The sequence below is a fragment of the Saccharopolyspora taberi genome (assembly GCF_039534165.1).
GTDB lineage: Bacteria > Actinomycetota > Actinomycetes > Mycobacteriales > Pseudonocardiaceae > Saccharopolyspora_D > Saccharopolyspora_D taberi.
In genome coordinates this window covers 1-18554 of sequence record NZ_BAAAUX010000010.1, presented here as the reverse complement: position 1 = coordinate 18554, position 18554 = coordinate 1, and the positions used below count along the sequence as shown (strand labels likewise).

Sequence of the window (18554 nt, the reverse complement as noted above, 5' to 3'; positions counted from 1 at the left end):
GCACCGCCGCGGGTTCTCAGGCGTTCGCTGGCGAGGACAGCTTTTTCCCTCGTATGGACATACGTGGGAAAAAGTTACCGCAGCCAGCGGGCGCCTGAGGTTCCGCCACCAGCACCGCCACGCAAAACGAGCCCCGCACACAAAACTCACCACACCTCGCGGGTGAGCGCGTCGGCGTGCGGGTGGTGCCCGACCGCCTCGGCGAGCCGGCGCTGCGCGGTCACCGCGTCCGCGCCGACCGAAGTCGCCATCGCCCCGCCCCTCGCCAACGGGACCAGCGACCACCAGTCGCCGCTCACCGGCTCCTCCGGATCTCCGCCCCACACCAGCGTCTCCGTCGCCAGCACCCGCGCCCCGGCCAGGTACCCGGCGCTCGCCGCGACCCGGTGCTCCCCGATGTCGAGCCGCTGCCGCAGGAGCGGCTCGCCGTCCCGCCGGAGGTGCGTGGTGGTGGTCAGCGACCCGGGCCGCTCGCCGTGGCGGCCCAGCACCAGGACCTCCCGGCACCTGACCCGGGCGTCGGCGGCCAGGTCGATCCGCAGCTCCGCGCGGTGGTCGGCGCGGGCGCTGATCACCGTCGCCTCCGGCAGGTACTCGACGGTCCCGCCCCGCTCGACCTCGACGTGCACCCTGGCCGTGCTGTGCCCGGCCCGCATGCCGGGCAGCGCGACCGTCGCGGCGGTCCCGCTGAGCCGCAGGCTCGCGCCCGTGCCGACCCGGACGTGCAGGTCGACGCGGTCACCGCCCATCGGCATGGTGGCCGATCCGACCAGGTGCACCACGGCGGTGCCGTCGGCGGAGGTCGTGGCGGCGCGGCGCGGGATCAGCGTGATCGGCGGCTGCGACCGCAGGTCGCGGACCACGCTGCGACCGCCGCGGAGCTCGACCGCGAGCGAGGCGAGCGCCCTCACGCGAGCTGCTGGCGGACCCAGGCCGACACGTCGGGCGCGTTCGGCGTGCGGGTCAGCGACTGCGTGATCACCGGCAGCTCGCCGCGCATCCGGTGCGCGTCGCCGACCATGACCTCCATGTCCGCGCCGACCTGCTCGGCGAGGTCGATCTTGTTGATCACCAGCAGGTCCGCGGTCGTGACGCCCGGACCGCCCTTGCGCGGCACCTTGTCCCCGCCCGCGACGTCCACCACGAAGATCTGGCTGTCGGCCAGCCCGCGGCTGAACACCGCCGTGAGGTTGTCGCCGCCGCTCTCCACGATCACCAGCCGCAGCCCGGGGTGGCGCTCCTCCAGCTTCTCGACCGCGTCGAGGTTGGCGGTGATGTCGTCGCGGATCGCGGTGTGCGGGCAGGCGCCGGTCTGCACCGCCTCGATCCGGTCGGTGTCGAGCACGCCCGCCCTGCGCAGGAAGTCGGCGTCCTCGGTGGTGTAGATGTCGTTGGTCACGACCGCGAGGTCGATCTCCGAACCCAGCGCCCGGCACAGCGCGGCGGTCAGCGCGGTCTTGCCGCTGCCGACCGGACCGCCGATGCCGAGCCGGAACGGGCGACCGGTCCGGGGCGCGGCGCCGTAGGGGTCGGGCTCGGCCGCCGTGGGGTCGAAGTTCACGGGATGCCGATGCCCATGGCCGTGTCCTTGTTCTTCCTCATGAGGCAAAGAGACGCACCTCTTCCTTGTGGTGTCGATCGTGGGACTCGGCGAGCAGGTCGAGCGCCGGAGCCCCGGGCGCGGGCAGGTCGGCCGGGGCCAGCCCGGCGACCGCCGCGGCGTCGTCGGCGATCCCGTCGAGATCGCCCGCCAGCTCGGCCACCACCGCGTTCACCGCGAACGGGTCGAGCCCGAGCAGCCGGACTCCAGCCGACGAGGGCCCGCTGACCGCGAGGTAGCCCGCGGTCAGCGCCGCTTCCCGCGGCCCGGAACCGGCCGTCGCGGCCAGCACTCCGAGCACGATCGGGTGGTGTGGTCGCGGGACCGCGGCCACCAGTTCGGTGAGCGCCTGCGAGGGCCAGGCGGCCCGGCCGGCGCGGATCGCGCCCCGCCCCTGCGCGCGGGACGCCTCCCGCTGCGCCGGGGACGGGGTCCGGGCGTCGAGCTCGACGTCCAGTTCCGCCCAGTGCTCGGCGCGGACACCGCGAGCGGCGGCGTGCGCGGCGGCAGCGGCGAACACCGCCTGCAAGGCGCCCGCGCCGTGCAGGCGCCCGAACAGGAACTCGCGCAGATCGGCGACGCTGGTGATCAGCCCGCGCGAGGCGGCTTCCTCCACGCCGCCGGAGTGCACGTGCCCGCCGCCGGGGAACCGCGCGTCGGCGAGCGCGAGAAGAGCAAGACCAGCGCGCATCAGAACAGGAAATACCGCTGGGCCATGGGCAGTTCCGACACCGGGTCCTGCTCGACCAGCTCTCCGTCGACGTGCACGGAGAAGCTGTCGGGATCGACCCGGATGTCCGGCGTCGCCGAGTTGTGGACCATGTCGCCCTTGCCGACCTCGCGGGTGCTGTCGAGGGCGACCAACCGCGACGACAGCTGGAGCTGTTCGGGCAGCTGCGCGTCGAGCGCGACCGGGGCCACGAAGAACACGCTGCTCGCGGCGGCCGAACGCGGCTGCGCGCCGAACATCGGGCGCCCGACGTAGGGCTGCGGCGTCGGGATCGACGCGTTCGCGTCGCCCATCGCGGCCCACGCGGCGAACCCGCCCTTGAGCACCATGTGCGGGCGCACGCCGAAGAACTTCGGCTCCCAGAGCACCAGGTCGGCCATCTTGCCGACCTCCACCGACCCGACGTGCCCGGCGATGCCGTGGGCGATGGCCGGGTTGATCGTGTACTTCGCGACGTAGCGCTGCGCGCGGTTGTTGTCGGCGCGCCCGTCGCCTGGCAGGGATCCGCGCTTGCGCTTCATCACGTGCGCGGTCTGCCAGGTCCGGATGATCACCTCGCCGATGCGGCCCATGGCCTGCGCGTCCGAGCTCATGATCGAGATCGCGCCCAGGTCCTGGAGCAGGTCCTCGGCGGCGATGGTGGACGGCCGGATGCGGCTCTCGGCGAACGCGAGGTCCTCCGGCACCGAGGGGTTGAGGTGGTGGCAGACCATCACCATGTCGAGGTGCTCGTCGATGGTGTTGACGGTGTGCGGCCGGGTCGGGTTGGTCGACGACGGCAGCGCGTTGGCCTCCGAGGCGATCCGGATGATGTCCGGCGCGTGCCCGCCGCCCGCGCCCTCGGCGTGGAAGACGCAGATCGAGCGACCGTTGATCGCCGCGCGCGTCGACTCGTAGAAACCGGCCTCGTTGAGCGTGTCGGCGTGCAGCGCGACCTGGACGCCGGACTCCTCGGCCACCCGCAGCGCGCTGTCGATCACCGCCGGGGTCGCGCCCCAGTCCTCGTGGATCTTGAAGCCGCCCGCGCCCGCCCGCAGCTGCTCCCACAGCGCCTCGGCGCGCATCGTGCTGCCCTTGCCCAGCAGCATCACGTTCACCGGCATGAAGTCCATCGACTGCATGACCCGGCCGAGGTTCCAGGAACCCGGCGTGACGGTGGTGGCCTTGCTCCCGTCGGCCGGTCCGGTGCCGCCGCCGACCAGCGTGGTCACCCCGGAGGCGAGCGCGACGTCGACCTCCTGCGGGCAGATGAAGTGCACGTGGGTGTCGATGCCACCGGCCGTGACGATCTTGCCGTTGCCCGCGACGACCTCGGTGGACGGGCCGATCACCAGGGAGGCGTCGACATCGTTGTTGGCGCTGGGGTTGCCCGCCTTGCCGATGCCGGTGATCCGGCCGTCGCGGATGCCGATGTCGGCCTTGACCACGCCCCAGTGGTCGAGGATGACCGCACCGGTGATCACCACGTCCGGCGTGCCCTCGGCGCGGCTCGCGGCGGACTGCCCCATCGACTCGCGGATCACCTTGCCGCCGCCGAAGACCACCTCGTCGCCGGAGCCGGTCGGCCCCTGGCTGCGGTCCTCGGTGACCTCGATGAGCAGGTCGGTGTCGGCGAGCCGGATCCGGTCCCCGGTGGTCGGGCCGAACAGCTCGGCGTAGCGGTCCCGGTCAATGGACGACGTGCTCACTGGGGTGTCCCTCGCCCTTCTCTCCGTAGTTGAACTCGGCGGGTTCGGCGCCGCGGGCGTCGAGCTCACCCGCGTACTCCAGCCGCAGGCCGCGGACCAGCCGGGCCCCGCCGACGGGCACCAGGTCGACCTCGCGCTCCACGCCCGGCTCGAACCGCACCGCGGTGCCGGAGGGCACGTCGAGCCGGTGCCCCCACGCCGCCGCGCGGTCGAACTCCAGGCCGTCGTTGACGGCGGCGAAGTGGTAGTGCGAGCCGACCTGCACGGCGCGGTCGGCGCGGTTGACGACGGTGATCCGGACCCGCTGCCGCCCCGGGTTCAGCGGAATCGGACCGTCCCCGGTGATGATCTCCCCGGGTCGCATGTGCTCCTCCAAAAGCCGTGTCAGCGTCTGTCCTCGGTCACGCGAGACAGGCCCTCAGTTGATGGGGTCGTGCACGGTGACGAGCTTGGTGCCGTCCGGGAAGGTCGCCTCGACCTGGACCTCGTGCACCATCTCGGGGATCCCGTCGAGCACCTGCTCGGCGGTCAGGACCTCGCGCCCGGTCCGCATCAGCTCGGAGACGCTGCGGCCGTCCCTGGCGCCCTCCACGACGTGGTCGGTGATCAGCGCGACGGCCTCGGGGTAGTTCAGCTTCAGACCGCGGTCCATCCGTTCGCGCGCGAGCCTCGCGGCGAGGTGCACGAGGAGCTTGTCGCGCTCATGTGGAGCAAGGTGCATGGAGCTTCTTTAACACACGCATTCGGAAGTCGCCGCCGTAACCAGGACATTTACATGAAAATAATTGCTCCGTAACAACCATTAATCAGTCGTTTTGTCCCGCTAACGATTGTTACCGACCACGCTGTGACTTTTGTCATCCCGGCTGCTCCGATGTCCGGTCCTGATTGCGTGATCGACGCCGCCCGGTGCACTGTTGGCAACACAGCAACGGCCGCGTTTCGCGCCCTGCACCCCGCCACGTCAGACACCCGCGCGCGCCCGCGCGCGGCAACAGCGAGCGTGAAAGACGAGGCATCATGAGCAACGCGAGCGAATCCGGTTTCCGCCCCGGGCTCGAAGGCGTCGTCGCCTTCCGGACCGAGATCGCCGAGCCGGACCGGGACGGTGGCGCCCTGCGGTACCGCGGCGTCGACATCGAGGACCTCGTGGGCACGGTCTCCTTCGGCGACGTGTGGTCGCTGCTGGTCGACGGCCGCTTCGGCGACGGCCTGCCCGCCGCCCCCGACCTGGCCGTCCCGGTGCGCACCGGCGACGTCCGCACCGACGCCCAGGCCGGGCTGGCGATGCTCGCCCCGGCGCACGGCTTCGGCCCGCTGCTGGACATCACCGACGAGCAGGCCCGCGACCAGCTCGCGCTCGCCTCCGTGCTCGGGCTGTCCTACGTCGCGCAGTCCGCGCGCGGTGACCAGCCGCCGGTACCGCAGCACCGGATCGACGAGGCGGCCACGACCACCGAGCGCTTCCTGACCACCTGGCGCGGCGAGCCCGACCCCCGGCACGTGCAGGCGCTCGACGCCTACTGGGTCTCGGCCGCCGAGCACGGCCTGAACGCCTCCACCTTCACCGCGCGGGTGATCGCCTCCACCGGCGCCGACGTCGCCGCGTCGCTGTCCGGCGCGGTCGGCGCGATGTCCGGGCCGCTGCACGGCGGCGCGCCCGCGCGGGTGCTGCCGATGATCGCCGAGGCCGAGCGGACCGGGAACGCCCGCGCCGTCGTCGAGTCCATCCTGGACCGCGGCGACCGCCTGATGGGCTTCGGACACCGCGTCTACCGCGCCGAGGACCCGCGGGCGCGGGTGCTGCGCAACACCTGCGACCAGCTCTCGGCGCCGCGCTTCGAGGTCGCCGCGGAGCTGGAGCAGGCGGCGCTGTCGGTGCTGCGGGAGCGGCGCCCGGACCGCCAGATCGAGACCAACGTCGAGTTCTGGGCGGCGGTGGTCCTCGACTTCGCCGAGGTCCCGACCGCGATGATGCCCGCGATGTTCACCTGCGCCCGGCTCGCGGGCTGGAGCGCGCACGTGCTGGAGCAGAAGCGCACCGGGCGGCTGGTCCGGCCGTCGGCGCAGTACGTCGGCCCGGAACCGCGTTCGCCGCAGGACGTCGACGGCTGGGGCTCGATCACCCCGCTGGTCGCCGCCGCGGGCTGAGCCGGGGTCGTGGGCGGTGCTGCCCGGCGGCACCGCCCAACGACGGCGATCTTGCCGCCACCAGCGGTAACGTGGAGTGGTGACGGTCACACGGCGGTTGGACGTCGTCTACGCCGAGGCGCTGGAGGACGACGCCGAACTCGGCGGTCAGCGCTGCGACGACCTGGTCGAGGCGGCGAGCTACTGGCGGCGCGCGGGCGAGCACGAGCGCGCCGAGCGGGCGCTGCTGGCCGCGGTCGCCGCCGACGACGGCCGCGGCTTCTTCGACCCGAAGGCCACCTACGCCGAATTCCTGATGGCCAACGGGCGGCAAGCCGAGGCGGACCGGCTGTTCGCCGAACTGCTGCGCTCGCGGTCCACCCGGGAGCAGACCTACCTCGCCGCCGCCACCGCCTACTCCCGCGCCCGGCGCACCCGGGAAGCGCTGCGCTGGACCAACGTCGGCGTCCAGCGCCTCGCCCCGGACGGCTTCGAGCCCGACTTCGGCGGCGGCGACCGCGGTTACGAACTCCTGGCCCTGCGGCGGGAACTGCGCCGCGGGCTCGGCGCGCCGGCCGACGCCCTGGACGAGCTCTTCGACGCCGCGACCCGCCGCGGCGACGAACTCCGCGACCGCATCCGCAGGCTCCGCCAACGCACGTCGTAGCCGCCGCAACCACCTTTCGTGACCGAACCGAGTGTCCGGAATGACCGGATCAGGACCTTGGTCTTCTTGGCCAAAGGCATCGGATCGCAGTAAGTTGCGGTGCGGCGACTGCGGTAACAACGCGGAAACACCGGAATCGCAGCCCGTGCATGGAGCCGGCAACGGCGCCGGTCATCCGGCCAACCCCTATGTCACCAACAACGCCCGGAGGCGCCGGCATGACGCAGGCCGAACCCAAGACCGATCCGACCACCCTGGCCCTGCCCAGCGAGCTCAAGCCCGGCGACGGCCGGTTCGGTTGCGGGCCGTCCAAGGTGCGCCCCGAGCAGCTGAACCGGCTGGTCGAGGACGGTGCCGCCGTGATGGGCACCTCGCACCGCCAGAAGCCGGTGAAGTCGCTGGTCGGGCGGATCCGGGAGGGGCTGGGAGAGCTGTTCTCGCTGCCCGAAGGCTACGAGGTCGTGCTGGGCGTCGGCGGCACCACCGCGTTCTGGGACGCCGCCGCGTTCGGCCTGGTGCGGGAGCGTTCCCTGCACCTGTCCTACGGCGAGTTCTCCTCGAAGTTCGCCAAGGCCACCAAGGGCGCGCCGTTCCTGGCCGACCCGGTGGTGGTCTCCGCCGAGCCGGGTGACGCCCCGGAGCCGGTGTCGGACCCGAGCGTCGACCTGATCGCCTGGGCGCACAACGAGACCTCGACCGGCGTGATGGTCACCCCGACCCGTCCGGCGGGCTCGGAGAAGGCGCTGATCGCCATCGACGCCACCTCCGGCGCGGGCGGCCTCGGCTTCGACGCGAGCGACGTCGACGTCTACTACTTCGCGCCGCAGAAGAGCTTCGCCTCCGACGGCGGGCTCTGGCTGGCCGCGATGAGCCCGGCCGCGATCGAGCGGATCGGCGAGATCGGGTCGAGCGACCGCTGGGTGCCGGAGTTCCTGTCGCTGCCGACCGCGCTGGACAACTCCCGCAAGGACCAGACCTACAACACCCCGGCGGTGGCCACGCTGTTCCTGCTGGCCGACCAGATCGAGTGGATGAACGGCCAGGGCGGCCTGGACTGGTGCGTCTCGCGGACCCGCGAGTCCTCGCAGCGGCTCTACCAGTGGGCCGAGTCCTCGCCGTACGCGACGCCGTACGTCAGCGACCCGGCCAAGCGCTCCCAGGTCGTCGGCACGATCGACTTCGACGACACCGTGGACGCTGCGGCGGTGGCCAAGGCGCTGCGCGCGAACGGGATCGTGGACACCGAGCCGTACCGGAAGCTGGGCCGCAACCAGCTGCGCATCGGCATGTTCCCGGCGATCGAGCCGGACGACGTGACCGCGCTGACCAAGTCCATCGACTGGGTGGTTTCCCAGCTGCACTGACTCCGGTCGCGGGCTGACCACCGCGCGGTCGATCTTCACCCGATGAGCCGCATCGGATCACCGGGAGTGATCGACGGCGCAAGTTGAGTGGTTCTACCTGTTCGCTCAGAGCTCACTCTTCCGGCAAGATCGATGGTGGAGAGGGTGGGCACCAGGACGACGGGCCCGGCGCGCCTCCTGCGTCAAGGGGGCGCGCCGGGTTACTGTCACAGCTTGGTGACATGTAGTCGGCGGGAGGCTGGCGTTATGCGAGCGCTGCGGGTGGTCGGGCTCGACGAGGACGGTGAGACCGTCATCTGCGAGGACCCCGAGAACGGTGACCGGTTTTCCGTACCCGCCGACGAGCGCCTGCGCGCGGCGGCGCGGGGTGACCTGACCCGGCTCGGCCAGGTGCAGATCGAGATGGAAGCCCAGATGCGGCCCAGGGAGATCCAGGCCCGCATCCGCGGCGGCGCCTCGGTCGAACAGGTCGCGGCGGCAGCGGGGATCCCGGAGCAGCGGGTCGAGCGCTACGCCTACCCGGTGCTGCTGGAGCGAGCGCAGATCGCCGAGATGGCCCAGCGCGCGCACCCGGTGCGCGAGGACGGGCCGGACGTGCAGACCCTCGGCGAGGTCGTCGCGCACACCTTCGGCATGCGCGGCCACGACTACAACGAGACCACCTGGGACGCCTGGCGCGGCGAGGACGGCAAGTGGGTCATCCAGCTGCTGTGGACCGCGGGGCGCTCGGACAACGTGGCGCACTGGGTGTTCCACCCGGGAGCGCACGGCGGCACCGTGGCGGCGCTGGACGACCACGCCGCGGACCTGCTCGACCCGTCGCCGAACCGTCCACTTCGGACGGTCCGGCCGGTGACCGAGCTGGCCAGGGAGGCCCTGGAGCTCGACCAGCAGTCGACGGCGGAGCGCCCCGAACCGGCCGCGCAGCGGCCGGAGATCCCGGCGCTGGACCTCGACGGAGGCGCCCCGGCGGCGAAGCCCGCCGAGGAACCGGCGGAGCCGGTCCCGGCCGCGGAGCAGGCCGAGGCGCCCGAGGAGGAGGCGGCGGAGGCCGCCGACGACGAGTCGCAGCGCAAGGCGGCGGAGCCGCAGCGCCGGGGGCGCAAGAATCACCCGATCGTTCCATCGTGGGAGGACGTACTCCTCGGAGTCCGCTCCCACCGGTGACCCAGGGGACGGAGTAAAGAGGCCCGTGATCGCAAAGATCACGGGCCTCTTTCGCAAGACACGAACGGCACAGTGACCGGAGACGAAGTCCCCACCCACAAGGGCGGGGTTTGGTTCTCATCCCGTCGACCTGGCAAAGCCCGATCAGGCCGTGTCAAGGGGGCACATAAAGCCAAACCGCAGCGCCCAAGCAAAACCGCCCCCTTGACGCGGTCTGATAGCCCTCGTGGAGGTCGACGGGATGAGAACCACCCCAACCGAACCGCAGCGGAGATCGGAGACTCATCCCGGAGACCTGCCGGGGGCCTGGGGGCGGCGAGCGCCCCAGAACCACCCGCAAAACCGCAGCCGAACCGCCAAAACCGCCGCCCCCAGCCCCCTCAATACCCACCGCCCCCGAGAGAGCTGAGCAGCAGAGCGGCCCAAGCCAGCAAAACCCCGGCGGCGGTCCCGAAAGCGACCCACCGCCACACCGGAACGCGCCGGCCGAGCCAGATCGACGGCGCGAAACCGGCCGCTACGACGATGTTCACGCCGACGGCGAGCCAGGTGTTGACCTCGGACAGGCCGTGGCTCACCACGACCAGCGCGATCAGCACGATCGCGGCGATGATCACGGTGACGGTCAGGCCGGTCGCCCACGGCGTGGGCGGCGGCGGGGTCAGCTGGCCGGGGCGCGCCGGGCGCCGCCTGCCGATCCGGTCGACCTCGCCGGTGACCGGGTCGGCGTAGCCGATCTCCCCGCCGGTCTCCACGGCCAGCCGCATCGCGAGCTGCCTGCCGCGGGCCGACACCTGCTCGGCGACCGCGTCATCAGCGGGCATCGCCTCGGCGACCCCGGCCCACTCGTGCAGCGCGGCGACCAGTGCCTCCGGCAGCGGCAGTCGCCCCGGCTCGACCTCCCGGTTCGTGCCGTTGACCAGCACCGCCCGTCCGGATCGCGCCCGGAGCTCCCAGCTCGTGGTCATCACCTCAGGCGCCGCCCATCGCGTGGAAGGCGATCGCTCCCGCGGTCGCCACGTTCAGCGAGTCCACCCCGCCCGCCATCGGGATGCGGACCGCGAGGTCGGCCTCCGCGATGGCCCGCTCGGTGAGCCCGGGACCTTCCGAACCCAGCAGCACCGCGACCCGCCCCTCGTCCAGGCGGGCGTCGCGCAGTGCGACCGAGTCCGCTCGCGGGGTCAGGGCCGCGACGCGGAAACCGTTGTCGCGCAACAACTCCAGGTCCTCCGGCCAGGATCCCAGCCGGGCGAACGGAACCCGCAGCACGTGCCCCATCGAGACCCGGATGCTGCGCCGGTACAGCGGATCGGAACAGCCCTCGCCGAGCAGCACCCCGTCGACGCCGAGTGCGGCGGCGTTGCGGAACAGCGCGCCCAGGTTCTCGTGGTCCCCGACGCCTTCGAGCACCGCCAGCCTGCGGGCGCTCGCGATCAGCCGCTCGGGCTCGACCTCCGGCGCGCGGTCGGCGACCGCGAGCACGCCGCGGTTGAGGTGGAACCCGACCACCCTGGCCATCACGTCGGCGTCGGCGACGTAGGCCGGGACGTCGAGCGGGGCCAGCCGGTCGGCCAGGGCGTCGATGCGCCGCCGGACCCCGAGCAGCGAGCGCACCGGGTACGGCGAGTCGAGCAGCCGCTCGACCACGACCACCCCTTCCGCGATCACCAGCCCGCGCCCGCCGGGGCGGTCCGGGCGGCGGTCCGCCGTCGACAGATCGCGAAAGTCGTCGACCCTCGGGTCCTCGGCTCCACTCACCTCGACCAGCTGCACCACGCAACGCATTTTCGCATCCGGCGCTCGCGGGTCAGGCCGAGCGGTCGCCGAGGAACGCTCCGAAAGAAAGCCGGCTCCGGCCATGACCCGTCTCACATTGATCGCGGTGCGGCATAACTCGCACTCCCCCGTTGTTGTTGCTTGCTGAAAGCAACGATTTCGGCGGAGCAGGGACGCCCGCAAACCAAGAGGAGAACCATGGCCAGCGTCGCGGAAGACGCATCGAACCCATCTCGGAGAAAACTGCGGTTCGCGCTGATCCTGGGCGGGCTGACCGCCTTCGGACCGCTGTCGATCGACATGTACCTGCCCGCGCTCCCCGCGCTGACCGGGGAGCTCGGCGCCACCGAGGCGCAGGCGCAGCTGACCCTCACCGCGATGCTGCTCGGGCTCGCCTTCGGCCAGCTCATCGCCGGACCGGTCAGCGACGCGATCGGACGTCGCAAGCCGCTGATGATCGGCCTCGCGCTCTACATCGCCGCGACCGTGCTCTGCGCGCTCACCGACTCGGTGCACGTGCTCGCGCTGCTGCGCGCGCTCCAGGGCTTCGGCGCCGCCGCGGGCATGGTGATCGCCCGCGCTTCCGTGCGCGACCTCTACTCCGGGGTGGAAGCCGCGCGCTTCTTCTCGTCGCTGATGCTCGTCGTCGGGCTCGCGCCGATCCTGGCGCCGGTGATCGGCGGGCAGGTGCTCGCGCACACCACCTGGCGCGGGGTGTTCGTGGTGCTGACCGCGTTCGGCGTGCTGATCATGCTGATCGCGGCGGTCGCGCTGCCCGAGACCAAGCCTCGGGAGTGGCGCCAGCCCGCCCGCATCGGCGCGACCTTCCGCACCTTCGGCATGCTGCTGGCCAAGCCGTCGTTCCTCGGCAACGCGCTGGCGGCGGGACTGGCGATGGCGGCGATGTTCGCCTACGTGTCGGGATCGTCGTTCGTGCTCCAGAACATCTACGGCCTCTCCCCGCAGACCTACGCGATCGTCTTCGGGCTGAACGCGATCGGCCTGGTCGGGGCGGGCCAGATCAACGCCCGGCTGGTGGGGCGGGTCGCGAGCGAGGCGCGGCTGCTGGTGACCGCGCTGTGCGCGGCGTCGGCCGCGGGCGCGGTGCTGGTGGTCGCGACGCTGCTCGGGCTGCCGCTTCCGGTGCTGCTCGCGGCGCTGTTCGTGATGATCTCCTCGCTCGGCTTCGTCATGCCGAACACCACCACGCTCGCGCTGGCCGACCACCGCGAGGTCTCCGGCAGCGCTTCGGCTCTGCTGGGCGTAACCCAGTTCGTCGTCGGTGCGCTCGCGGCGCCGCTGGTGGGAATGGGCGGCGTGGGGTCGGCGTTGCCGATGGTGTTGGTGATGTTCGCGGTGGTGGTCGCCTCCACCGCCGTCTTCCTGACGCTGGGGCGCCGCACGGCGGCCAGCCGGACGGTCACCACGCACCAGGTGCGGGACTCCGCTCCCGTCGCTGTGGAGAACTGACCTTGGCGGAGAACTGACCTTGGCAGAAAACTGATCCTGGCCGCCCGCCCCGCGGGGAGGGCGGGCGGCCGACTCCGACGAAAGGTGACTTCGCGATCATGGCGAAGCTCGGCGAAACCGACCTCGACGTCTTCCCGATCTGCTTCGGCGGCAACGTGTTCGGCTGGACCGCCGACCGCGACGAGTCGTTCGCCGTGCTCGACGCGTACGCGGCGGCCGGCGGGAACTTCATCGACACCGCGGACGCGTACTCGCACTTCGCCGAGGGCAACGCCGGCGGCGAGTCCGAGACCATCCTCGGCGAGTGGCTGCGGGCGCGCGGCAACCGGGACCGGATCGTGCTGGCCACCAAGGTCGGCCGGTGGCCGGAGCGCCCCGGGCTCTCGGCGGCCAACATCCGCGCCGCGGCGGAAGATTCTCTGCGCAGGCTCGGCACCGACCACATCGACCTGTACTACGCCCACAGCGACGACCAGGACACGCCGCTGGAGGAAACCCTCGGCGCCTTCGACGAGCTGGTGCGCGCGGGCAAGGTCCGCCACATCGCGGCGTCGAACTACTCCGCGCCGCGGCTGGCCGAAGCGCTGGCCGTTTCCGACCGCGAGGGCTTCGCGCGCTACGCCGCGTTGCAGCCGCACTACAACCTCGTCGAGCGCGACGACTACGAGAACGAGCTGGCCGGTCTCGTCGCCCGCGAGAACATCGCCGTGCTGCCGTATTACGCGCTGGCCAAGGGATTCCTCACTGGCAAGTACCGGCCGGGCGGGGACACCCCGGAGAGCACTCGCGCCGGAGGAGCCTCCGCCTACCTGCACGAGCGCGGGGTCAAGGTGCTGACCGCGCTGGACGAAATCGCGACTCTGCGTGACATTCCGGTGCCTTCGGTGGCTCTGGCGTGGCTGCTGGGCAAGCGGAACGTGACTGCCCCGATCGCCAGCGCCCGGAACCCCGAACAGCTCTCGGGCCTGCTCCCCGCAGCCGAGAACCCGCTCACCGCGGCCGAGATGGAGCGCCTGGACGGAGCCTCTTCCACCCCGGCCGGGTGAGCCCCCGTCCACCGTTTTGGACGCTGTACCAGCGGGTATCGATGTGTCACGGTGGGTTCTCCCACACTATGGGCGCTGGCGTGCTTGGCCGACCGAGCGGGGAGACGGCATGGGAAGGCACGTGGAGAACCGGGCTTACACACCGGTGGATCGGCAGAGGTACCGGGAAAAGATGCAGCGGGGCCTCGACGCGCTCGCCCGCATGCTAGCCGAGGGCAACTTCTCCTTCCCGCGCCAGCAGATGGGCCTGGAGATGGAGCTGCACCTGGTCGACGAGCACATGGAACCGTCGATGTCCAACATCGTGGTGCTGGAGAAGATCGACGACCCGTCGTTCACCACCGAGCTGGGCCAGAACAACGTCGAGTTCAACGTCGAGCCCCGGGTGCTCGCGGGCGACGGCGCGCTGCGGCTGGAGGAGGAGCTGCTGGCCGCGCTGTCCCGCGCCGACAGCAAGGCGCATGACGCGGGCGCGAAGATGGTGATGATCGGGACGCTGCCGACGCTGCGCCGCACCCACACCGAGCCGCACTGGCTGACCCGGCTGCCCCGGTACCGGATGCTCAACGAGCAGATCTTCAGCGCTCGCGGGGAAGAGATGCTGCTGGACATGGAGGGCGAGGCGCTGCCCGGCGGTGCCGGCGACCACCTGCGCTGCTACGCCGACTCGATCCAGCCGGAGTCGGCCTCGACCTCCGTGCAGCTGCACCTGCAGGTGTCGCCGGAGGACTTCGCCGCGCACTGGAACGCCGCCCAGTGCGTGGCTGGCGTGCAGCTCGCGATCGGCGCGAACTCGCCGTTCCTGCTCGGCAAGGCGCTCTGGCACGAGACCAGGGTGCCGCTGTTCCAGCAGGCCACCGACACCCGGCCGCAGGAGCTGAAGAACCAGGGCGTGCGGCCGCGGGTGTGGTTCGGCGAGCGGTGGATCACCTCGATCTTCGACCTGTTCGAGGAGAACGTGCGGTACTTCCCGGCGCTGCTGCCGGAGCCGGAGGACGAGGACCCGCTGGCCGCGCTGGACGCCGGGCGGGCGCCGGTGCTGGCCGAGCTCCGGCTGCACAACGGGACGATCTGGCGGTGGAACCGGCCGGTCTACGACCTGGTCGACGGGGTTCCGCACCTGCGGGTGGAGAACCGGGTGCTGCCGTCGGGGCCGTCGGTCGTCGACATCCTGGCCAACGCGTCGTTCTTCTACGGCGTGCAGCGGGCGCTCACCGAGCAGGATCGTCCTTTGTGGACGCAGATGTCGTTCGCGGCGGCGGAGGAGAACTTCTTCGCCGGCGCCCGGCGCGGCATGGACGCGCACCTGTACTGGCCGGGCGCGGGCTGGGTCGCGCCGGACGAGCTGGTGCTGCGGCGGCTGCTGCCGATGGCGCACGAGGGGCTGCGCGCGTGCGGTGTGTCGGACTCGGCGCGGGAGCGGTACCTCGGGGTGATCGAGCAGCGGTGTCTCAAGCGGCAGACCGGGTCCAGCTGGCAGCGGGACACCGTTGCCGCGCTCGAGGGCGGGGGGATGGATCGGCAGGCTTCGCTGGCTTTTATGTTGCGGCGGTATATCGAGCTCGGGGAGAGCGGGGAGCCCGTGCATTCTTGGCCGGTGGGGTAGGGGCTTTTCCGGCGGTTCGGCTGCGGTTTCGTGGGTGGTTTCTGGGGTCCTCGCCGGCCCCAGACCCCTGGCAGGTCTCCGGGATGAGTGGGGGTTGTCCGGCTGCGGTTCGGTTGGGGTGGACTTCTTTGCGGCTGGGCGCTTGGGAGCGGTGGGTTACGCGATGCCGTGGAGGTCCAGGGTTGGTCGGCCGTCGGTGTGGCGGAGGGTTCCGCGGACGCCGAAGACCTCTGCCAGTAGGTGCTCGTCGAGCACGTCCGCCGGTGCTCCTGCGGCGGCGATCCGGCCGCCGTTCAGGACCGCTACGCGGTCGCAGTATTCGACGGCTTGGCGGAGGTCGTGCAGTGTTAGCAGGATCGCCAGTCCGTCGTTCGCGAGTGAGCGCAGGAGGTCCAGGATTCCGAACTGGTGGCGGAGATCCAGGTGGTTCGTCGGTTCGTCGAGCACCAGGATTCTCGGTCGTTGCGCTAGTGCGCGGGCGATTGCGACCCGTTGGCGTTCGCCGCCGGAGAGGGTTCGCACGTCGCGGTTGGCTTCGGCTTCCAGGGACGTCGCCGCCAGCGCCTTGGCAACGATGTCGCGGTCCTCGTCGCGCATTGGTTGCAGCAGGCCGAGATGTGGTACCCGGCCCTGCTCGACGACCTCGCGGACCGTCAGGGACGCGCGGTTCTCGGTCTCCTGCGTGGTCGCCGCGAGCACCTGTGCCAGGCGCCTGCGTCCTGTTGTGCGCAGCGGCAGTCCTGCCACCTCGATCGCGCCCGCTTGCAGCGGGGCCGTTCGGTAGAGGGTGCGCAGCAGCGTCGTTTTGCCGCTGCCGTTCGGTCCGACCAGGCCGAAGACTTCGCCCTTCCGAACCTCAATGTCCACATCGGACAGAACGGTCCGCTCGCCCAGTGCTACCTCGACACCCTTCGCGTCGATCATGCGATCCTCCGGCGTCGCCACAACATGACCAGGAACAACGGGCCGCCCACGATCGCCGTCAGCACCCCGACCGGGAGCTCCGACGGTGCGATGACCAGTCGTGCCACCAGATCCGCCATGACCAGGAACACCGCGCCCAGCACCGCCGACACCGACAGCATCCGGCGGGCTTCCGAGCCGACCAGGAAGGTCGCCGCGTGCGGCACCAGGAGTCCTACGAACACGATTCCGCCCGCCACCGCGACCGTGGTCCCCGCCAGCAGGGACACCGCCACCAGCGCCGCCATCCGGAACACCCGCGGGTTCATGCCCATCGCCGCCGCCGCGTCGTCGCCCGCGTGCAGCAGGTTCATCCACCGCCCCGCCGCGATCGTCGCGACCAGCCCGAGCGCCAGGACCGCGCCCGGCACCGGCAGCATCTCCCACCTCGCCGAACCCAGCCCACCTGTCATCCAGAACAGCACCTGCTTGGCCTGGTCTCCGGTCGCGAAGGCGTGCAGCACCAGGGAGGTCATGGCGTACGCGATCTCGCCGACCGCCAGGCCGCCGAGCACCAGCGTGGTCACCGATCCCGACCGGCCCGCCACCGCGAGGACGACCAGCAGCATCGCCAGTCCCCCGGCGAACGCCGCGACGGGCAGCCCGACCACCCCCGCGCCGAAGCCCAGCACGGTCGTCGACGCCACCGCCAGCCCCGCGCCCTGGGACACCCCGAGCAGGTACGGGTCAGCCATCGGGTTGGCGGTCACCAGCTGCGCGATCCCGCCCGCCAGCGCGAGGCCGGCACCGACCACGATCGCGGTCACCACCCTGGGCAGCCGGGAGTCCCACACGATCGCCGCCCGCACCTGCGTCCAGTCCTGCTCGACCGGCAGCACCGGCGCGGCGAGGATGCGCCACACCTGCGAGAGCGGCAGGTCCACCGACCCCATCGACACCGCCAGCGCGCCCACGAGGACCAGCGCGACGAGCAGCGCCGCGTGCACCACGACCGTCCTCATGCGCCGTGCAGCTCCCGCGCGAGGCGCTCGACGGCGTCCGGGAACCGGATGCTCTCGGTCAGCTCGACCAGCGGGATGGTGCTGTACCTACCTGCGCGGACCGCAGGCGTACCCGCCGCCATCGGGTGTCCTTCGAGGTAGGCGCGCTTGGGCCCGACCGGCGCGGCCAGGTAGTCCACCAGCACCACCGCCTTCGGCGCGCGGGCAGCGACCTGCTCCCAGCTCACGTCGGCGAAGGCTTCCGGGACGTCGGCGAAGACGTTGCGCGCGCCCGCGCGGGCCAGCGCGTCGTTGCCGACGCCCTGACCGCCGAGGGTGAAGGCGGCCTGCTCACCGGAGTCGTAGACGAACACGTCCACCGGCGGCACGTTCGCGAGCCGCTGCTCGACCGCGCGCACCCGGCCCTCGATCTCCGCGCTCAGCTCCCCAGCCCGCTCCTGGAGGCCCAGCACCTCGCCGAACATCGCGATGTCGTCGGTGAGCGTCCGCATCCCGGCGGGCCGCTCGGCGCAGGACTCGGACAGCAGCAGCGTCGGAATCCCCTTGCGCTCCAACGATTCCCGGCTGCGTCCCTCAGCCTCGTCGAAGGCGCTGGAGTAACCGCCGACGACCAGGTCCGGCTCGGCTTCGAGGATGCGTTCGACCGACGGGTAGCGGTCGGCCAGCAGCGGCACCGCCGCGTAGTCGGCGGCCACCGACTCCGGCGGCTCGTTGTCGTCCGGGTAGGCGGTGCCGACCAGCCGGTCGCCCAGGCCGAGCGCGAGCAGGATCTCGGTGGCGTGCTGGTTGAGGCTGACCACCCGCTTCGGCGGCGCGGGGAAGACCTGCGTCCGCCCGCAGTTGTCGATGCGCATGCCCGTAGCCGGTGGCGCGGCGGTTCCGCAGCCGGTGAGGAACAGGACGGTGAGCACCACGAGCAAACGTCGCATCGCGCCTTCCAGGGTCGGGGCCTGCGATGCGGCCCGGACGTGCCCGGGCGCGTCCCGGCCCCGACCGCAGACCACGGCGGTCGTAGGAGCCTCCGCCGCGAGCGGGTGATCGGGCTCGCCGGGCTGGTCCACCAGCCCGGCCCACCGTTGCGGGTCAGCGCCGGACTTCGACCGGACTTCCCCCGCTCGCGCGGTGTTCGCGCCGGATGCTGCCCCAGCTCCGGCGAACCGGTCAACTCGCCCGCCCCCTGGCCGGTCCGGGTCCGCCCTGGTCAGCCGCCCCCGCTCTCCCGCCAGATGAGATCAACGCCTCCCAGTCGGCGAACGGGGAACAGTTGCAACTACATTGCAGTTGCTAGAGACTGCCGACAGAGACTGACGCAGTAGGGAGAAGCTCCATGGCTCAGCTGTACGCGCTGCCCGAGTTGGACTACGACTACGCGGCGCTGGAGCCCG

General features: G+C 71.7%; 18 protein-coding genes. 7 read left to right on the top strand and 11 right to left on the bottom strand.

The features are described from left to right. Window positions 1-146 precede the first annotated feature (146 nt). The 6 genes from ABD691_RS08340 to ABD691_RS08315 are packed head-to-tail and all read right to left on the bottom strand — an operon-like array spanning window position 147 to window position 4739. Window positions 147-911: an urease accessory protein UreD gene (locus ABD691_RS08340; protein WP_344678907.1), complete on the bottom strand. Its 765-nt coding sequence runs from the start codon at window positions 909-911 to the stop codon at window positions 147-149. Continuing rightward, window positions 908-1609, bottom strand: coding sequence for an urease accessory protein UreG (gene ureG / locus ABD691_RS08335; protein ID WP_344678906.1), 702 nt, complete (start codon window positions 1607-1609; stop codon window positions 908-910). The genes ABD691_RS08340 and ureG overlap by 4 nt, the downstream gene beginning before the upstream one ends. Then, window positions 1599-2291 carry an urease accessory protein UreF gene (locus tag ABD691_RS08330; protein ID WP_344678905.1) on the bottom strand — a complete coding sequence of 231 codons (693 nt, stop codon included), beginning with the start codon at window positions 2289-2291 and terminating at the stop codon, window positions 1599-1601. Before ABD691_RS08330 ends, ureG begins: the two co-directional genes overlap by 11 nt. Next, window positions 2291-4018, bottom strand: a complete 1728-nt coding sequence (locus ABD691_RS08325) for an urease subunit alpha (protein WP_344678904.1) — start codon at window positions 4016-4018, stop codon at window positions 2291-2293. Before ABD691_RS08325 ends, ABD691_RS08330 begins: the two co-directional genes overlap by 1 nt. Beyond that, on the bottom strand, window positions 3999-4382 hold the full coding sequence (locus ABD691_RS08320; protein ID WP_344678903.1) for an urease subunit beta: 384 nt from the start codon (window positions 4380-4382) through the stop codon (window positions 3999-4001). Before ABD691_RS08320 ends, ABD691_RS08325 begins: the two co-directional genes overlap by 20 nt. A gap of 54 nt (window positions 4383-4436) precedes the next feature. Next, window positions 4437-4739: an urease subunit gamma gene (locus ABD691_RS08315; RefSeq protein WP_344678902.1), complete on the bottom strand. Its 303-nt coding sequence runs from the start codon at window positions 4737-4739 to the stop codon at window positions 4437-4439. Window positions 4740-5038: 299 nt separating this feature from the next. Between ABD691_RS08315 and ABD691_RS08310 the strand changes: the two genes are divergently transcribed. From ABD691_RS08310 to sepH, 4 genes are all read left to right on the top strand, one after another. Beyond that, on the top strand, window positions 5039-6169 hold the full coding sequence (locus ABD691_RS08310; protein WP_344678901.1) for a citrate synthase 2: 1131 nt from the start codon (window positions 5039-5041) through the stop codon (window positions 6167-6169). Between the two features lie 79 nt (window positions 6170-6248). Further along, complete coding sequence (locus tag ABD691_RS08305; RefSeq protein ID WP_344678900.1) at window positions 6249-6815, top strand: hypothetical protein; 567 nt, start codon at window positions 6249-6251, stop codon at window positions 6813-6815. Window positions 6816-7033: 218 nt separating this feature from the next. Further along, a complete protein-coding gene (serC, locus tag ABD691_RS08300; RefSeq protein WP_344678899.1) occupies window positions 7034-8179 on the top strand; it encodes a phosphoserine transaminase in 1146 nt (381 codons plus the stop codon). Window positions 8180-8425: 246 nt separating this feature from the next. After that, a complete protein-coding gene (sepH, locus tag ABD691_RS08295) occupies window positions 8426-9346 on the top strand; it encodes a septation protein SepH (RefSeq protein ID WP_344678898.1) in 921 nt (306 codons plus the stop codon). A 380-nt stretch (window positions 9347-9726) separates the two neighbouring features. Here the strand turns inward: sepH and ABD691_RS08290 are convergent, their stop codons facing one another. After that, window positions 9727-10314, bottom strand: a complete 588-nt coding sequence (locus ABD691_RS08290; protein ID WP_344678897.1) for a DUF2537 domain-containing protein — start codon at window positions 10312-10314, stop codon at window positions 9727-9729. 4 nt (window positions 10315-10318) lie between these two features. Beyond that, a complete protein-coding gene (locus ABD691_RS08285) occupies window positions 10319-11131 on the bottom strand; it encodes a TrmH family RNA methyltransferase (protein WP_344678896.1) in 813 nt (270 codons plus the stop codon). A gap of 189 nt (window positions 11132-11320) precedes the next feature. On the opposite strand from ABD691_RS08285, the gene ABD691_RS08280 reads away from it, so the two are divergent. From ABD691_RS08280 to ABD691_RS08270, 3 genes are all read left to right on the top strand, one after another. Then, window positions 11321-12592, top strand: coding sequence for a multidrug effflux MFS transporter (locus tag ABD691_RS08280; protein ID WP_344678895.1), 1272 nt, complete (start codon window positions 11321-11323; stop codon window positions 12590-12592). A gap of 98 nt (window positions 12593-12690) precedes the next feature. Beyond that, window positions 12691-13638, top strand: a complete 948-nt coding sequence (locus ABD691_RS08275) for an aldo/keto reductase (RefSeq protein ID WP_344678893.1) — start codon at window positions 12691-12693, stop codon at window positions 13636-13638. Between the two features lie 109 nt (window positions 13639-13747). Further along, window positions 13748-15244: a glutamate-cysteine ligase family protein gene (locus ABD691_RS08270; RefSeq protein ID WP_344678892.1), complete on the top strand. Its 1497-nt coding sequence runs from the start codon at window positions 13748-13750 to the stop codon at window positions 15242-15244. A 156-nt stretch (window positions 15245-15400) separates the two neighbouring features. On the opposite strand, the gene ABD691_RS08265 is transcribed toward ABD691_RS08270, so the two are convergent. From ABD691_RS08265 to ABD691_RS08255, 3 genes are read right to left on the bottom strand one after another with little or no spacing between them, the layout of a single operon-like run. Continuing rightward, the gene (locus ABD691_RS08265) at window positions 15401-16189 is read right to left on the bottom strand and encodes an ABC transporter ATP-binding protein (RefSeq protein ID WP_344678891.1); all 789 of its coding nucleotides are present in this window, start codon (window positions 16187-16189) and stop codon (window positions 15401-15403) included. Beyond that, window positions 16165-17169 (bottom strand): FecCD family ABC transporter permease, encoded by a 1005-nt coding sequence (locus ABD691_RS08260; protein ID WP_344678890.1) that lies wholly within the window; start codon window positions 17167-17169, stop codon window positions 16165-16167. Before ABD691_RS08260 ends, ABD691_RS08265 begins: the two co-directional genes overlap by 25 nt. Continuing rightward, window positions 17166-18098, bottom strand: a complete 933-nt coding sequence (locus ABD691_RS08255; RefSeq protein WP_344678889.1) for an ABC transporter substrate-binding protein — start codon at window positions 18096-18098, stop codon at window positions 17166-17168. The genes ABD691_RS08260 and ABD691_RS08255 overlap by 4 nt, the downstream gene beginning before the upstream one ends. Between the last annotated feature and the right edge of the window lie 456 nt (window positions 18099-18554).

Coding starts and splice junctions, on each gene's coding strand:
- ABD691_RS08330 (WP_344678905.1), bottom strand. CDS start 2,291: ATGCGCGCTGGTCTTGCTCTTCTCGCGCTCGCCGACGCGCGGTTCCCC.
- ABD691_RS08320 (WP_344678903.1), bottom strand. CDS start 4,382: ATGCGACCCGGGGAGATCATCACCGGGGACGGTCCGATTCCGCTGAAC.
- ABD691_RS08315 (WP_344678902.1), bottom strand. CDS start 4,739: ATGCACCTTGCTCCACATGAGCGCGACAAGCTCCTCGTGCACCTCGCC.
- ABD691_RS08310 (WP_344678901.1), top strand. CDS start 5,039: ATGAGCAACGCGAGCGAATCCGGTTTCCGCCCCGGGCTCGAAGGCGTC.
- serC (WP_344678899.1), top strand. CDS start 7,034: ATGACGCAGGCCGAACCCAAGACCGATCCGACCACCCTGGCCCTGCCC.
- sepH (WP_344678898.1), top strand. CDS start 8,426: ATGCGAGCGCTGCGGGTGGTCGGGCTCGACGAGGACGGTGAGACCGTC.
- ABD691_RS08290 (WP_344678897.1), bottom strand. CDS start 10,314: ATGACCACGAGCTGGGAGCTCCGGGCGCGATCCGGACGGGCGGTGCTG.
- ABD691_RS08285 (WP_344678896.1), bottom strand. CDS start 11,131: ATGCGTTGCGTGGTGCAGCTGGTCGAGGTGAGTGGAGCCGAGGACCCG.
- ABD691_RS08280 (WP_344678895.1), top strand. CDS start 11,321: ATGGCCAGCGTCGCGGAAGACGCATCGAACCCATCTCGGAGAAAACTG.
- ABD691_RS08275 (WP_344678893.1), top strand. CDS start 12,691: ATGGCGAAGCTCGGCGAAACCGACCTCGACGTCTTCCCGATCTGCTTC.
- ABD691_RS08270 (WP_344678892.1), top strand. CDS start 13,748: ATGGGAAGGCACGTGGAGAACCGGGCTTACACACCGGTGGATCGGCAG.
- ABD691_RS08260 (WP_344678890.1), bottom strand. CDS start 17,169: ATGAGGACGGTCGTGGTGCACGCGGCGCTGCTCGTCGCGCTGGTCCTC.
- ABD691_RS08255 (WP_344678889.1), bottom strand. CDS start 18,098: ATGCGACGTTTGCTCGTGGTGCTCACCGTCCTGTTCCTCACCGGCTGC.